Origin of the sequence: Pseudomonas sp. ACN5, from assembly GCF_002303975.1 — a bacterium.
GTDB lineage: Bacteria > Pseudomonadota > Gammaproteobacteria > Pseudomonadales > Pseudomonadaceae > Aquipseudomonas > Aquipseudomonas laurylsulfatiphila.
On sequence record NZ_MRCP01000004.1, the window covers coordinates 193,994 to 209,387 of the forward strand.

General features: G+C 55.1%; 15 protein-coding genes. 9 read left to right on the forward strand and 6 right to left on the reverse strand.

Annotation, left to right across the window (positions count from 1 at the left end):
- The first annotated feature begins 8 nt into the window (after nucleotides 1-8).
- The 9 genes from BSF40_RS09535 (at nucleotide 9) to arsJ (ending at nucleotide 7,569) form a co-directional block, all read left to right on the forward strand.
- On the forward strand, nucleotides 9-1,364 hold the full coding sequence (locus tag BSF40_RS09535; protein WP_095964931.1) for an FAD-dependent oxidoreductase: 1,356 nt from the start codon (nucleotides 9-11) through the stop codon (nucleotides 1,362-1,364).
- A gap of 329 nt (nucleotides 1,365-1,693) precedes the next feature.
- The gene (locus tag BSF40_RS09540; protein ID WP_095964932.1) at nucleotides 1,694-2,107 is read left to right on the forward strand and encodes an arsenate reductase ArsC; all 414 of its coding nucleotides are present in this window, start codon (nucleotides 1,694-1,696) and stop codon (nucleotides 2,105-2,107) included.
- Nucleotides 2,108-2,116: 9 nt separating this feature from the next.
- Nucleotides 2,117-2,479: a metalloregulator ArsR/SmtB family transcription factor gene (locus BSF40_RS09545; protein WP_095964933.1), complete on the forward strand. Its 363-nt coding sequence runs from the start codon at nucleotides 2,117-2,119 to the stop codon at nucleotides 2,477-2,479.
- 36 nt (nucleotides 2,480-2,515) lie between these two features.
- Nucleotides 2,516-2,986, forward strand: coding sequence for an arsenate reductase ArsC (locus BSF40_RS09550; protein ID WP_095964934.1), 471 nt, complete (start codon nucleotides 2,516-2,518; stop codon nucleotides 2,984-2,986).
- A gap of 17 nt (nucleotides 2,987-3,003) precedes the next feature.
- Entirely contained in the window at nucleotides 3,004-4,077 is a 1,074-nt protein-coding gene (arsB, locus tag BSF40_RS09555) for an ACR3 family arsenite efflux transporter (protein WP_095964935.1), read from the forward strand.
- A complete protein-coding gene (gene arsH / locus BSF40_RS09560) occupies nucleotides 4,070-4,786 on the forward strand; it encodes an arsenical resistance protein ArsH (protein ID WP_095964936.1) in 717 nt (238 codons plus the stop codon). Before arsB ends, arsH begins: the two co-directional genes overlap by 8 nt.
- Before the next feature lie 12 nt (nucleotides 4,787-4,798).
- Nucleotides 4,799-5,311 (forward strand): cyclin-dependent kinase inhibitor 3 family protein, encoded by a 513-nt coding sequence (locus BSF40_RS09565; RefSeq protein WP_095964937.1) that lies wholly within the window; start codon nucleotides 4,799-4,801, stop codon nucleotides 5,309-5,311.
- Nucleotides 5,312-5,334: 23 nt separating this feature from the next.
- Complete coding sequence (locus BSF40_RS09570; RefSeq protein ID WP_095964938.1) at nucleotides 5,335-6,339, forward strand: ArsJ-associated glyceraldehyde-3-phosphate dehydrogenase; 1,005 nt, start codon at nucleotides 5,335-5,337, stop codon at nucleotides 6,337-6,339.
- Between the two features lie 9 nt (nucleotides 6,340-6,348).
- Nucleotides 6,349-7,569, forward strand: a complete 1,221-nt coding sequence (gene arsJ, locus BSF40_RS09575; RefSeq protein ID WP_095964939.1) for an organoarsenical effux MFS transporter ArsJ — start codon at nucleotides 6,349-6,351, stop codon at nucleotides 7,567-7,569.
- Between the two features lie 14 nt (nucleotides 7,570-7,583).
- On the opposite strand, the gene BSF40_RS09580 is transcribed toward arsJ, so the two are convergent.
- The 6 genes from BSF40_RS09580 to BSF40_RS09615 all read right to left on the reverse strand — a co-directional run bounded on the left by BSF40_RS09580 (nucleotide 7,584) and on the right by BSF40_RS09615 (nucleotide 15,071).
- A protein-coding gene (locus BSF40_RS09580; protein ID WP_095964940.1) for an IS3 family transposase occupies nucleotides 7,584-8,746 on the reverse strand; the annotation gives its coding sequence in 2 pieces (ribosomal slippage) (nucleotides 7,584-8,491 and nucleotides 8,491-8,746; 1,164 coding nt in all).
- Nucleotides 8,747-9,006: 260 nt separating this feature from the next.
- Nucleotides 9,007-11,502 (reverse strand): arsenate reductase (azurin) large subunit, encoded by a 2,496-nt coding sequence (locus tag BSF40_RS09585; protein WP_095964941.1) that lies wholly within the window; start codon nucleotides 11,500-11,502, stop codon nucleotides 9,007-9,009.
- A 15-nt stretch (nucleotides 11,503-11,517) separates the two neighbouring features.
- A complete protein-coding gene (locus tag BSF40_RS09590; RefSeq protein ID WP_095964942.1) occupies nucleotides 11,518-12,036 on the reverse strand; it encodes an arsenate reductase (azurin) small subunit in 519 nt (172 codons plus the stop codon).
- An 875-nt stretch (nucleotides 12,037-12,911) separates the two neighbouring features.
- A complete protein-coding gene (locus tag BSF40_RS09600; protein ID WP_095964944.1) occupies nucleotides 12,912-13,271 on the reverse strand; it encodes a helix-turn-helix transcriptional regulator in 360 nt (119 codons plus the stop codon).
- Nucleotides 13,272-13,445: 174 nt separating this feature from the next.
- Nucleotides 13,446-13,937, reverse strand: coding sequence for an antitoxin Xre/MbcA/ParS toxin-binding domain-containing protein (locus tag BSF40_RS09605; protein ID WP_095964945.1), 492 nt, complete (start codon nucleotides 13,935-13,937; stop codon nucleotides 13,446-13,448).
- Nucleotides 13,938-14,420: 483 nt separating this feature from the next.
- Entirely contained in the window at nucleotides 14,421-15,071 is a 651-nt protein-coding gene (locus BSF40_RS09615; RefSeq protein WP_095964947.1) for a hypothetical protein, read from the reverse strand.
- Between the last annotated feature and the right edge of the window lie 323 nt (nucleotides 15,072-15,394).

Genomic DNA, 15,394 nt, shown 5'->3' on the forward strand with positions numbered 1-15,394 from the left:
AGTCGATCATGGAAAACACTCAGCTTCCTGTCGCCATCATCGGAGCGGGTCCAGTGGGCCTGGCGGCAGCCGCTCACCTGCTGGCCCGAGGTCTCACGCCGCTGATCCTGGAAGCTGGTCCGAAAGCGGGGGCCAGCATTGAAGAATGGGCGCATGTGAAGATGTTCTCTCCGTGGCAGTTCAATGTGGACAAGGAGGCGGTCAAACTTCTGCTGGCCGATGGTTGGACTCCACCACCGGAGAACGAGTATCCAACGGGGCGTGAACTGCTGGATCGGTTTGTTCGACCTCTCGCAGACCTCGAACAGATCAAGCGTCACTTGCAGCTCAATACCCGTGTTCTGGCAGCCACTCGTGTCGGTCAGGATGTGATGAAGAGCCAGAGCAGATCGGCAGCTCCTTTTTTACTGCGTGTCGCAGGGCCAACGGGTGAACAGGATGTGCTGGCCACTGCTGTCATTGATGCCTCGGGCACCTACCTGACACCAAACTGGATGGGCGCCCATGGCATCCCTGCCTTGGGCGAGATCGAGCATGCGGCGCATATTGCGTACGGCATTCCGGAGGTACTGGGCCGTGCGCGGAATCGCTATGCCAACATAAGAGTGCTGGTGGTGGGTGGTGGTCACTCCGCGTTTAACGCCCTCCAGGATCTGGTGCGGCTGACGCAGGAAGCGCCGCAAACTAAAGTGCTCTGGGCGATCCGAGGTAATTCTCTTGAGCGCATTCTGGGTGGTGGTGCGAATGACCAATTGGAAGAGCGCGGAAAGCTCGGCCTGAGGATTCGCCAGTTGCTGAATGACGGCGTGATCGAGTTGTTCAAAAACGTCGCCATCGATCAAGTCGCAGGCAATGGCCAAGGGCTGGTTGTGAAAGCGGGAGAGCGGATACTCCCTCCAGTGGACGAACTCATTGTGGCGACTGGATTCCGCCCAGACCTGAGTTTGCTCGCCGAGCTGCGTATCGCACTTGATCCTGCTACCCAAAGCGCAGTGTTGCTCGCTCCAATGATTGATCCCAACGAGCACAGCTGCGGTACGGTCAGGCCCCATGGCGCGGTAGAGCTGGCCCATCCTGAGGAAGGTTTGTTCATTGTGGGAATGAAGAGCTATGGCCGAGCGCCCACGTTCTTGTTGATGACGGGGTATGAGCAGGTACGGTCTGTTGTCGCGGCATTGGCGGGCGAATGGGATGCAGCCAAAAGGGTTGAGCTGGTCCTCCCGGAGACTGGCATTTGCAACTCGGATTTCGATGAAGTCGATGATCGCTTGAAGGCTTCGGCAAGTCAGGGGGCTTGTTGCGGCACTGGAGGGACAATCCCTGGGGTCGCACCTCGTACCTCGCCGGGTTGTTGCAAAGCCTAGTGCACAGCCAGTGAGCCCGCCCTCGTTGACCGGGGCGGGTTAGGGGGCGACCTTCTTGTTTCTTTTGCATATCCAGGTAGTCCTTGAGCCAGGGAGCGACCTGTTTCTGCGTGAGTGACAGACTCATTACAGAAACCATATATACGATCCCGCAGATGTTTGAAGAAGCTCGGTAAGCTATTGACGTAGCTTAAGCCTTGGTACATTGCCTTCATTGAAGGTGAGCTGCGGAGTCCAATCGCTTTGATGGAATGGTCTGCCGTTGACCCTTTACATGACATGCGGAAAATCATATATTCGTTAAGCCGTATATGATCTGGGGCTTAAAAATGACCAGCAAAGCCCGTGTCCTGTTCGTCTGTACCGCCAACGCTGCCCGCTCTCAGCTGGCCCAAGCGTTGCTGAGGCATACCGATTCGGGGCATTTCGAGGCGTTCAGCGCCGGCACAACTCCGACTCAGGTAGATCCGCGCACCTTTGAGGCGCTTTCACACATTGGTGTGAGCACCGAAGGATTACGTAGCAAGTCGATAGACGAGTTCCGTGGTGAGCGTTTCGATTACGTCATCACCTTGTGTGATAAAGCCGCAGCGGAATGTCTGTCTTTACCTGGAGCCGGTGAGGCATTGGCCAGGAGTTTTGAGGACCCGGTCACCAGCACCAAACCCGATGCCTTCCGTCACACCCTTCACGAAACTCATGAGCGCATCAAGATGTTCGTCTTGGTCAAAAACAAACACTGAGAAAACGATATGGCTGACCATCTGACACCGACCACTGTTTTCAAATGCCTGGCTGACGACACTCGGATCCGCACGATGATGCTCATCACCCGTGAAGGAGAGCTTTGTGTTTGCGAACTGACCTGCGCGTTGAATGAGAGTCAGCCAAAAGTCTCCAGGCACCTGGCGCAGCTGCGCAGTTGCGGTTTGCTGTCGGACCGTCGGCAAGGCCAATGGGTGTATTACCGACTGCACCCAAATCTCCCCGATTGGGTCCATCAAGTGCTAACCGCTGTGCTGGAAAGCAACAAGCATTGGTTGAGCCCTGACGCCAAACGGCTCGATGAAATGGGCGACCGTCCTGAACGGGCACTCGCCTGCTGTGAAAGCTAAATCGCCTGATTCCGCCTTCGACTACGAGATCGCTCGATGAAAATCCTGTTTCTCTGCACTGCCAATAGCTGCCGCAGCATTCTCTGTGAAGCGGTCCTCAATCACTTGGCACCGGAAGGCTACAGAGCCTACAGCGCGGGCAGTCAGCCCAAAGGTGAAGTGCATCCGCTGAGTCTCAAGACGTTGGAAAACGCTGGTATTTCGACGGACGGGTTGTTCAGTAAGTCCAGCGATGTCCATGTGAACTTGGCTCCTGATTTCGTCATCACTGTGTGCGACAAGGCTGCCGGTGAAGCCTGTCCGGTATTTTTCGGACCGGCCACCAAGGCCCATTGGGGGTTGGCTGATCCATCGGAATACCACGGGACTCAAGAAGAGATCGAGGCGGCCTTTGAAGCCACTTTGGAGCAGATCAAAACCCGCATCGAAGCCTTCCTGGCATTACCGCTTTCCCAACTGAGTGCTGAACAGCTCAAGGCAGAGCTGGCCCTGATTGGCACGCTGTAACCACAAGAGCAATGATCATGAGTAAAAGCCGCCTTTCCTTTCTGGACCGTTACCTGACCCTGTGGATTTTTCTCGCCATGGCCTTGGGCATCGGTTTGGGGAGCCTGTTCGAAGGCTGGCCGCAGTGGCTCAACAGTCTTTCTGTGGGCACAACCAACATCCCCATTGCTATTGGCTTGATCGTGATGATGTATCCGCCCCTGGCCAAGGTTCGTTATGAAGAACTGCCGGAAGTCTTCAAGGACAAGCGCATCCTTATCTTGTCACTGATCCAGAACTGGGTTATCGGACCGGTGTTGATGTTCGCGCTGGCGATCATCTTCCTGCGAGACCAGCCGGAATACATGACGGGCCTGATCCTGATCGGTCTGGCTCGTTGCATTGCGATGGTGCTGGTCTGGAATCAGATTGCGGGTGGCAACAATCAGTACGTCGCCGGACTGGTGGCGTTCAACAGCATCTTCCAGATCCTGTTTTTCAGCGTGTATGCCTGGGTCTTCCTGGGGCTGTTGCCACCGCTGTTCGGGCTGGAAGGCAGTGTGATTGAGACCAGCTTTGTCAGCATTGCCGAGTCGGTCCTGATCTACCTGGGAGCGCCGTTCCTGGCAGGCTTCCTGACTCGCAGGATCCTCATCGCCCGTAAAGGTGGCGCCTGGTTCCAGGAGCGTTTCATTCCAAAGATCAGCCCGCTCACGCTGGTGGCACTGCTGTTGACCATCGTGGCCATGTTCAGCCTCAAGGGTGATGTGGTGCTGCAATTGCCGCTGGATGTATTGCGTATCGCGATCCCCCTGACGATCTACTTCGTCGTGATGTTCTTCATCAGCTTCTGGATGGGCAAGCTGCTCAAGGCTGATTACCCACGCACCACCGCATTGGCTTTCACCGCCGCGAGCAACAACTTCGAACTGGCGATTGCCGTGGCCATTGCCACCTTCGGCCTGGCTTCCCCGGTTGCCTTCGCCACAGTGATTGGCCCGTTAGTGGAAGTGCCGGTACTGATTTCCCTGGTCGGTGTTGCCCTTTGGTTAAAACGCCGTTGGTTCGATGAATCCAAGAGCGCCGTTGCGCAGGACAAAGACTATGTTTGATGACCACATCCCCCAACTCGAAACTGACCTCATTGATCTTCCTACGACTGACAAGCTCGGTATCGAAAAGACCTCCATCCATAAGCCGCGCATTTTGCTGCTGTACGGATCGACCCGTGAGCGCTCCTTCAGTCGTCTGCTGGTAGAGGAAGCCGCTCGGTTGTTGGAGCACTTCGGTGCCGAGACGCGGATCTTCAATCCGTCAGGTTTGCCGCTACCAGACGATGCCCCCGACGATCATCCACGTGTGAAGGAACTGCGCGACTTGGTGTTGTGGTCCGAGGGACAGGTCTGGTGCTCTCCAGAGCGTCACGGAAATATGAGCGCAGTGTTCAAAGCGCAGATCGATTGGGTGCCACTGACCATGGGCGCAGTGCGTCCGACCCAAGGCAAAACCCTCGCGGTGATGCAGGTATGCGGCGGTTCGCAGTCGTTCAACGTGGTCAATCAGCTGCGGGTGCTGGGACGTTGGATGCGCATGTTCACCATCCCCAACCAATCCTCCGTACCGAAGGCCTATATGGAATTTGACGACAACGGCCGGATGAAACCTTCTCCGTTCTACGACCGTGTCGTTGATGTGATGGAAGAGTTGGTGAAATTCACGCTGCTGCTTCGCGACCGCCAGGAATATCTGGTGGATCGTTATTCCGAGCGCAAAGAGTCGGCGGAAGAACTCATGAAACGTGTCAATCAGCGCTCCATCTGAGGATTTTTAACCGTGCAACAACACCCATATTCCGTACTGCCCCTGGCACAGTTCAATGGCCAATTGATCTTCACCCCGTGTCCAGGCACGAAGGGCACCAAGCCTTTCGAGGCGCTGCAAACCCTCAAGGACGCGGGGGCATCGGCGCTGTTGACGCTGATGCCGACCGAAGAGTTGCTTCAGAACGAGATCGACCTGTTGCCCGAAGAGTGCCAAATGCTCGGCATCGAATGGTTTCACCTGCCCGTAGAAGACGATCAAGCGCCTGGCGAAGCATTTAAAGCCGCATGGGCGCAGCACAATCCTCGACTCAAACACCTGTTGGCTGAAGGGAAAACCATTGCCATCCATTGCAAGGGCGGCTCGGGCCGTACCGGTTTGGTCGCCTCTCAACTGTTGATCGAAAGCGGTGTGCCCTTCAGCGATGCCATCCGCGATGTTCAGTCGTTGCGTCCACGCGCCATTCAGCATCCTGCCCATGTTGAATACATCGGCCAGTTCGACACCCCGACGAACTCTCACTGACAACAGATACAGAGCACAACAACATGACTATCAAAGTTGGCATCAATGGTTTTGGCCGGATCGGTCGCCTCGCTCTGCGAGCAGCCTGGAGCTGGCCAGAGTTTGAATTCGTACAGATCAACGATCCAGCAGGTGACGCGGTGACTCATGCGCACCTGATCAACTTCGACTCGGTGCATGGCCGTTGGAACAATGAAGCCAGCGCTGAAGGCGATCAGGTGGTGATTGGCGGCAAGCGCATCAAGGTAAGCGCGAACAAAGCGATTGCCGACACCGACTGGTCGGGTTGCGATCTGGTGATCGAGGCCAGCGGCAAGATGAAAACCGTCGCTGTGCTTCAGGCTTACCTCGACCAAGGCGTTAAACGTGTGGTGGTCTGTGCTCCGGTGAAGGAAAAAGGCGCGTTGAACATCGTCATGGGCGTCAACCATCAGCTGTTCAATCCGACTGAGCATCGCATCGTCACCGCTGCTTCGTGCACCACCAACTGTCTGGCGCCAGTGGTGAAAGTGATCCACGAGAAGCTGGGCATTCGACACGGTTCGATCACCACCATCCACGACTTGACCAACACCCAGAGCATTCTCGATCAGCCACACAAGGATTTGCGCCGTGCGCGTGCTTCCGGCATGAGCCTGATTCCAACCAGTACCGGCTCGGCCACGGCCATCGCCGAAATTTTCCCGGAGCTGCGTGGACGCCTGAATGGTCACGCCGTACGCGTGCCACTGGCCAACGCTTCGCTGACCGATTGTGTCTTTGAGGTCGAGCGGGCCACCACTGTCGAAGAAGTGAATCAACTCCTCAAGGACGCCTCCGAAAACGAGCTGAAAGATATCCTCGGTTTCGAGGAGCGTCCATTGGTGTCCATCGACTACCGTACCGACCCGCGCTCATCGATCATCGATGCGCTGTCGACCATGGTCATCAATGGCACCCAGGTCAAACTCTATGCGTGGTACGACAACGAGTGGGGCTATGCCAACCGCACCGTCGAGCTGGCCAAGATGGTCGGTCTGGCAGTCTAAGGAGCGGTCATGAAAGCGTTGTCAGCCCTCGCGCCGGAAGTGCGGCAGTATCTGCTCGTTACGGGCAACTACTGGGCCTTCACCCTCACCGACGGCGCCCTGCGCATGTTGGTGGTGCTGCACTTTCATGCGTTGGGCTACAGCCCACTGCAAATCGCGGCGTTGTTTCTGTTCTACGAACTCTTTGGCGTGATCACCAACCTGGTAGGTGGCTACCTCGGCGCACGGCTGGGTCTGAACCGAACCATGAACATCGGGCTGGGCCTTCAGGTCGCGGCGCTACTGATGCTGACGGTTCCTGTCGCCTGGCTAACCATTCCATGGGTGATGGGCGCTCAGGCACTGTCGGGGATTGCCAAAGACCTGAACAAGATGAGCGCCAAAAGCTCCATCAAGCTTCTGGTTTCGGATGGGCAACAGGGAAAGCTCTACAAGTGGGTGGCAATCCTCACCGGCTCGAAGAACGCGCTCAAGGGTGTCGGCTTCTTTCTTGGTGGAGCCTTGCTGGCACTCATCGGCTTCAAAGGCGCCTTGCTGGCCATGGCGGGTGTCCTGGCACTGATCTGGATCAGCAGCTTGATCCTGTTGAAGAAGGACCTGGGCAAGGCCAAAGCCAAGCCAAAATTTCGCGACATCCTCTCCAAGAGCCGGGCGATCAATATCCTCTCAGCGGCGCGGATGTTTCTGTTCGGTGCCCGCGATGTCTGGTTTGTGGTGGCCTTGCCGGTGTACCTGAGTAGTGTCTTCGGCTGGGACTTCTGGAAGGTTGGTGGCTTCCTCGCGGCCTGGGTGATCGGTTACGGCATCGTGCAGTCCTTCGCGCCTAACATCACCGGTAAGAAACGTGGACACGTACCGGATGGTCGTGCGGCCTTTCTGTGGGCACTTGCGATGGCGGGTCTGCCTGCGGCCATTGCTCTTGGGCTGAGCACCGGGTGGTCACAACAGGTGGTGTTGCTCGGCGGACTGATGATCTTTGGCGCGCTATTCGCGGTGAATTCGTCGTTGCACAGTTACCTGATCGTGTCCTACGCCAAGGAAGACGGTGTGTCGCTGGATGTCGGTTTCTATTACATGTCCAACGCCATGGGACGGCTGATAGGTACGGTGCTGTCCGGTTGGGTTTATCAGGTGTATGGGCTGGAAGCGTGCTTGTGGATATCGAGCGCATTCGTGCTGCTTGCAGCGTTGATTTCAATTGCATTGCCTCGTCATGCGTCTAGTGAATGACCCCTTTGTAGTGGTCAACTAATCCCGGACACGACGTTAAGTTTTTCTTCGGCCCGAGCTGGCGCCAGCCCACCGTTGAATTGATGGGGTCGAACCCAGTTGTACCGATGCATCAAGAAGTGACTGATATCGCGCTGGGCTTCTTGGGCAGTTCTGTAACCCAAAGTCGGTATCCATTCGGTTTTCAAGCTGCGGAACACGCGCTCCATCGGCGCGTTGTCCCAGCAATTTCCCCGGCGACTCATGCTCTGGTGCATGCGATAACGCCACAACCGCTGGCGAAATAGACGACTCGCATACTGCGACCCTTGATCCGAGTGAAATAGCAGGCCCTGAGGTCTTCCGCGTTGCTCATAAGCCACATCCAGCGCCTTGATAACCAGATCAGCGTCCGGCTTTTCCGACAGCGCCCAGCCCACCACCCGGCGCGTACAAAGATCCAGCACGACAGCCAGGTAATGCCATTTCCCCTGGGCCCAGATGTAGGTGATGTCGCCGCACCACACCTGGTTGGGTGCCGGAACATCGAACTCCCGATTCAAGATGTTCGGGATATCCAAACGTTCAACCGTCGCTCGTTTATAGGCATGTGATCCGGGCTGTTTACTGACGAGGTCAAGTTCGCGCATCAGGCTGCGCACTTTGAATCGACCGAGCTGTTCACCGCCCTCACGCATCAGCGACAGGATACTGCGGCTGCCCGCAGCACTGCGACTTTCTGAAAATAACTCGCTCACCCGGCTGCGCAACCGAAGCCGTTCGACATCCGGTCTTCGGCGCTTGAGGCGATGGGCGTAGTAGCTTGAACGGTTGATTTCAAACACTTTACACAGCCAGTCAACCGGCTCATGGGCACTCAGCTGATGTATCAGCGCGTACGCTCGTGATCTTCCGACATCAAGAGCGCGGTTGCCTTTTTTAATATTGATTTTTCCCGTTCAAGACGGGCGATCCGGGCTTCCAGTTCCTGGATTTTTTGTTGTTCAGGTGTCAGCGCTTTGCTCTGCGGGGTAACGCCTTGGCGCTCCTGCTGAACCTGGCTGACCCAGCGGCGCAGTAACGACTCACCGACTCCGAGTGAACGGCTGGCTTCGATGCAACTGTAGTCTTGCTTCAGTACGAGTTCGGCAGCCTCGCGCTTGAACTCAGCAGAAAAGGTACGGCGTTGTTTGGTCATCTGACACCTCTATTCGGCGAGCATTCTCGCCTAAATGAGTGTCCGGTTTCATTAGACCACTACACTTCGACTCAAGGTGTATGGAAATTAGCGAAATTATGTCCGGAGCATAAACTCGCTAATTTCGATACACATGCCTGGTTGGGACGGAGATTGCTCCTCGGCGTCCATTAAAAAGTGAAGTAACCACGAGAGGTCTAGCCTCCCTCCCACACGATTAGGTGGGAAGGGGGCTGGGAGTCTATTCAACGATTTTATTGTTAACCAACCGCGATCACGTTAAACCGGCGCGACTTGAAGCTGATCGTCTCTTTGAATTCCTCCACCTGACCAATGCGCCGGATACTCGCCCATGTCCCTTTGTAATAGGGCACCACGTTGCGGTCGGTCCATGGCGTAGTCAAATCTCCCATCACACCGTTGAAATGGCCGAACTGCATGAAGGTTTGATTCCGTTTGATGTCAGGCTCCAGATAGGCCAGTGCGTAGGACGAACCGTAATCGTTGAACACCTCGACCACGTCTCCGGACTTAATAGCCAACGCTTGGGCATCGTCGGGGTTGATTTCCAGATAAGCCATTGGCACGCGACGCTGTACGAAATCGTTGTATTGGTCGTGGTAGAGCGTTTGCCACACTTCGTTGATGCGTCCATTGTTGACCCAGAACTGGTGTTTCGCCTTCTGTTCTGCCACCGGTTTCGGTAATCCGGGCCATGTTGCTGGCTTGAACTCTGCTTTGCCGTCCGGCGTGTCGAATTTGTAATCGGTGTAGAGCATTTCGGTGCCGATCAGTTTGCCGTCTCGGTATTCTTTTGCGGGTAACTGGACACCATTGTTGCCCATGGCTTTCAGCCGCTCGTAGGTGACAAGATTGCCTGTGGTCCCGCCCTGACTGTCGATTGGGCCAGCGCCGGGTTGGCCAGCCATACGGAAGCCGTCATTGAAGGCGTCCTCCTCGCTATTCCAGTCGAACCCTCCAAAGCGCGCCGCCATGTCCTGTTTACCTTCGTCCGTATACATCTGCCGAAGGGTGTTAGCGATAGCCGCTGCGATCAGGCAATCGGCTTTCGCCGAACCGGGGGCATCCATGAACTTTTGTGACAGGCGCATCCGGCGTTCCCCGTTCATCGAGGTGAGATTCATTTCACCCGGATGGGTTGCCGGCAGCATCACATGGGCGGCTTCTGCCAGCTTGGTGGGGTAGAGGTTGATATTGGCGAGGAAAAGCCCGCCTTTGTTTTTCACCGCGTCGTAGACCGCGTCCACCATCTGTGCGGTTGTACCGCCGTGAACGTTGGCCATGGCCTCCCTGACAATGCTGGCGCGTTTCAGGATGACCGCACGATGCTGCTCAGCATTTAGTGTGGTCTGGAACGGGTTGGCCCCCCACGCCGTGTACATCATTCCCTTGCCGTTGATGATCTCCTGATCCACATAGATCTTGGAATTCCCAGGATAAGGGGGGCGTGTGTAACCCTCTTGATGCCCACCCATGCGCACCACCCCCGTACCTCGTCGCCCGACGTTGTGGGTGGCAAGCACCAAATCGACCAAGGCAGACTGGATGAGGTAGTTGTCGTTGCCCCAGATGATCCCTTTTTCGTAGGCGTGCATGGCATGGGGACGATGACCAGAGGCCTTGGGTTTGTAAGCCCATTCGGCTGCTTGCTTGAGCTTGTCCACCGAGACCCCGGTAACGCGACTGGTCTCTTCAAGCGACATTCGATTGGCTTGAATTGCCTGTTCAAACGCTTTGGTATGGGCCGCGATAAATTCCTCGTCATGCCATTTTTGGTCAACCACGTAGGTCAGCAGACCATTGAACAGGGCGATATCCGTTCCCGGTTCGATATCCACGTGAAGCACGTTGTCTTTGCCCGCCGCTTGCTCGGCCACAGCAATGGTGGGTGTCCTGCGGGGGTCGACAAAAATCACCTTGGCTGGAGCAACGGTTTCCCCAGGAAAGCGCTGCTTACGTTTATCGACTGTCTGCCCCTGCAAGTTGGGAAGCCAGTGCGCCAGGAAATAGTTGGTCTGGGTTTCGTATGAGTTGCAACCGATGGCAACAATAACGTCAGCCAACTCGGCGTCTTCGTAGCTGTTGTTGAGTTCGCCAATGCCCATCTCGCGGGTAGCGTGGCACTCGGAGTTATAGGCGGGGCGATTGTGGATACGTACCAATGGTGTTTGCAGTGCCGTGAACATCAGCTTGCCGGTGCCCCAGGTATTCTCGAATCCGCCTCCGGCACCTCCGTGATCGAAGCAGTCAAAGGCGAGCGAGGCAGGCCCATCATTATCAAGAATCTTCTTGGTCACCCCGGCGTAAAGCGCCAACGCATCATCCCAACTGGTGTCCACCCACTGATCAGCCACATAAACGCGTGGACTGCGTAACCGCTCCTTGCCTACGCCATCGGGGTTGTACATGACCTTAGCCAGTTGCCCGCCTCTGGTGGACGAGAGTCCTTTATTAACTTCGCACTGTTTGTCCGGCACGATCATGATGTTGTAGCGCTTACCATCCTTGTCGGTAATCGTGTTCTGCATTGCCGGCGTCATGATGATGGCCATGGGGGGTAGCTGTTTGCGGAAGTCGAGCCCTAGCGCGTTCTCATCGGGTGCCCGTCCACCTTCCTGATTTTCCGGCCATTTGTACACGTGATAGCCACAACCCACGATGCAGAAGTGGCATGTCAGGTTGGTCTTTTGGGCATCTGTCGGAGGCAGTGCCATACGATCTTTGTTGGTTGCCATTTTTTAATCTCCTTATCAAAGGAGGTTGGACTGACGTCCGTAGATCAACCCTTCGACGGCAACTGCACGTACCGAATCGTCATTGGGGTTGTACTCAAGCACTATGCTCGGCAAGTTCTCGGTGGCTTGGCCGGAAACCATTTGGCCAATATTCTCAGGGTCGAAGATGCTGAAATGGCAGGGACATTTGAACAACTTCTGTCCCGCGTCATAGGCGACCGGACAACCCATGTGCGTGCATAGCGTGCTGTAGGCGACAATGTCACGTTCCGGGCCGACACCACCCGGAACGGGAGCGCCCATCTTGATCAATGCACAAGGTGAAGCCGCGTCGGGATAGGAAAACAGGACTGGCGTGTTGACCTGCAATTTCTGAGCTTTGGTGAGCGCTTTCATTTGGTAGGGGAGATTGACTCGCCCCTCTGCCGTTGGCTTTGGTGTCGCGGCCCGCGTGAGTTCGGGCAAACCTATCGCCACGCTTGCAGCAACCCCACCTCCCACTTTCAGGAAGAGTCTTCTGGATATCGATGCCATCTCTGCCTCCGCATTACGCTTGCGATGCAGTCGGCCCCCACCTCTGTCGTAAGCGACGTTTACTTCAACCCATTGAGCATAGTAGACAGGCCGTTTTTGTGGCCCAAATGGCTTTCATCACGCGCTATCCGCTTAATTTCGTCGACATTTCCGACTGGCGGTTTGCAGAGGTATCTGCTTGTTGGCGCGGTGGAGTTTCTGCAAGTCAGTTTGGCTTTTTCAAGATGAGCGATTGGTATGACGCACGAAAAAGGACAGGCATTGCAGATTTGCGGCCTCCGATGATCACGAAGTTAAGTTCGGCAGTTAGCCTGGTCATGTGCTCTCCCGAGATGCGGGCATGATAGACATGGTATTCCTACTGCGAGTGGCTGCTATTGGCCGATTCTGTTGAAAAAGTCGGTCTACCCAAACTGCCTGATCATTGATTGGTGAAAACGCCTTTTTTGCACGCTGCTACGTGAAATCCGAGTCCGGATGCTTCTGCCAAAAGTAAAGATTTCAATCTCGGACGCGTACTTTTTTGATGCGCAAACCATGGCCGACTTTTTCAACAGAATCGGCCGATTGTTGCCTGCCTCGAATAGCCGCAATCGACAAAAGCAGTCATTCGATGTGTTTGCGAAAACTGGGGTGATTCAGTACAGAAGGCGAAGATCGGTTGGCACGGACGTCTGCTGTCTGTCAGAAAGGGGCGGCTGAAAGCGGAAAAATGTACGTCTCCAATATTCCTAGATATGGGTCACATCCGACGCAAATGGCTGGCCAGGTCGAATGCATATGAGTGGGCAACTCTGTGCAATTACCCAACTTGGCCGTTCGACTGGCCGCGAATGGTCATCAGGTTCTGATCGACTTGATCTACGCACGCTTGGTTACCAGTCACTGCTTCTTTTCAGGTTAGGACCAATGGGTGTTGGCTTCGTGGAAACGTCCCGCCGGCCTGATGCACGCTGGCGTTTTTTGCCTTCCATACGAATGACCTGCAGTGGGCTGGGTCGAACCTCTTCCAACAAAGAACTTAAGCGCTCGAGCTCACCGACCGCCCGAAGAACAGCTACTAGGTTTATCAAGGTACCCTTTCCCTGATTTAGCAACGCATGCAGCGTTTGACGGCTCATTCCAGCATTCTTGGCCACATCCTCCAAGCTCATGTTCTTCTTCAGCCGTATGGCTTGAACATGCGCCACTATGGCGCCAGCAATAGCTTGATCAGATTGTGCTGTAAGTCGCATAGCGTCAGCATTCCTAGGCGTTAAGTAGATAAACTGGTCTTTGTGTAATTAATTCTGGACGTTGCATGTCGGCGAATTGGGGCGCTCCTGAGAGAGCTTTACGCATAGCTGTGAGCAGCAATTGTTGGTTTGAGTTAAATCAGCGCCAGATCTCGCATGGCAAGGTGGTGTGTTTTAAGTCGCCACTCCATCTGTAGAGCGCGGATGCCCCATAGGGTAAAATGAGCGGCCCTCTGCTACCTGAAGCAGCAACTCCTCAACTGCGCGAGTGCCTGGGTAGGTGGAGAGCATGGTAATTGGGCAACGGCCGGAAAAGCTCTCCTTGGGTTTCAAGAGCCAATGCTTAGCCTTCGCATTATCTCCGAGAAGCGTTTCAGCCATGGCAGTGACGTGCGTGACTCGAAATAAGCGATCACTCTCGTTAAGAGTTAATTGCTGACCTCGTGCCAACCTTGAATTGAGCGTTTTGAGTGGGATGATCAGGTTGCGCCCTGATGGGCTTATTGCACCCATGGCACAAAGAGCGTTGACGCTGCTGGCCGAGAATCCAGCTTCGATCAATTCATGGATGTCTTGATCTGAAGCGTCCGTTGGAATTTGCAGTAGCGTTTCCAGTCGGATGCGGTAGGTACGGTAAGCATCGTCGCGCATAACCTCAGCAAACATAACCACCTCTTTAATTCGGCAGTTGCCAGCAAAGTTTCGGCGTTTTTAGTCAGCCCGCCAATCTTCCTATGGGCTCACACTCCGGACCTGATTGCAGTGCAGCGTTGAGGAACCGTTGAGCAGCGTCAGTTCGGCTTGCAAGCAGACTCTGTGCTTCGAGCTCGAATCGAGCTTTCATACACCATTTAGACGGTTTAGCTTTACGTTTTCCCTTCATGATCTGGGCTCTCGCAAAAAATCTCGATTCTATGGAGCGGCTTATACACCTAAGCCACGAGCACCAGGTTACAAGAAATGCATCGCCGGCGTGGTTCAGTCGCGCTATGGAAAAGCATGTGAGGCTTTGAGGTTCGCGGTGCGACCTCAGCTCAATGTATTTCGAGCAACGCTTGCCTTCCCTACGAAGTGCGCAATTAGTGGGGCTGACATCGTTCACCCCAACGACCTGCATATTGACCAAACACCTTCGGTGCAATCTCAATGCTAGCCATGTAGTACCCCCGAGACCTCATCTTCAGCAGCGGAGAGCACGCTCTCCGGTGCTGACCGAAGCAGGTCTTTCGGAAGTCTTCCTCCTAGGTAGCTATTGCTAGTGGCGAACCAGAACGCTATCCCCCAGCCGTCCTTTTTCTTGCTCAGCACTTTGACCACGGCACTTAATTCGTGGAGGGGCCGAAATTCTGTTGAGTGGTCAAACGCGAACACTGGAAAGTACTCATGACCTCTGTAGTTAAAGCTAGTCATAAGGCCATCGCGGAGCCAGGTACTTAAGCATTCCTTAAGCGTTCCAGGCTTCACCTTGAGGTGCGTGGATAGGTCAGCGGTGGTAGCCCAGTCGCCGTCTTGCAGTATCCTCTGTCGAGCATCAGCAAGCATTGCAGCTTCTCTGAATAAGGATCGTGGGGGCTGCGTGCTAGGAACGCTACGTCCTGATGCGACTACCTCTGAACTTTCTGCTGTGGAGGGCAAAGCCCCTAGAAAAACGCTGTTCAAGACCTCAAGGCAATCGAGGTACACATCTGTCGCGTGTGCGCACATTGGAGGTAGCTCGATTCTTAGGAACCCGTCAGGACATTCAGACTCATGTGGGTTCTGGTCTGCGACGCGGTAGACCTTGATTTTCTCCACTGACATGCTGTCTCCTTGAAGGCCTGCGTTTAGGCCAGCCCACCTATATCGAGCGACAGAAGCTTCAGGGGGCATGGGGCTTTTTCGCTGACGCAATGCTGAACCAGCGAATGGGTAGCTGCCACATGGAACCTGACCCAGACGGCGTAGAGTGGATATGATCCCAACGCTGACGCGACCACCGATGGCTCGCGCGTTTGAATGACCATATTCCAACGAGACAAGCGTCCGTCGACCTCCCGCAATTTCACTCAGAAACCGTGTATAGATGCTACTGCAATAGCAGCGTCTATGGCGCTATTTTCCTAACCGTCCGGCTAACGCATCTA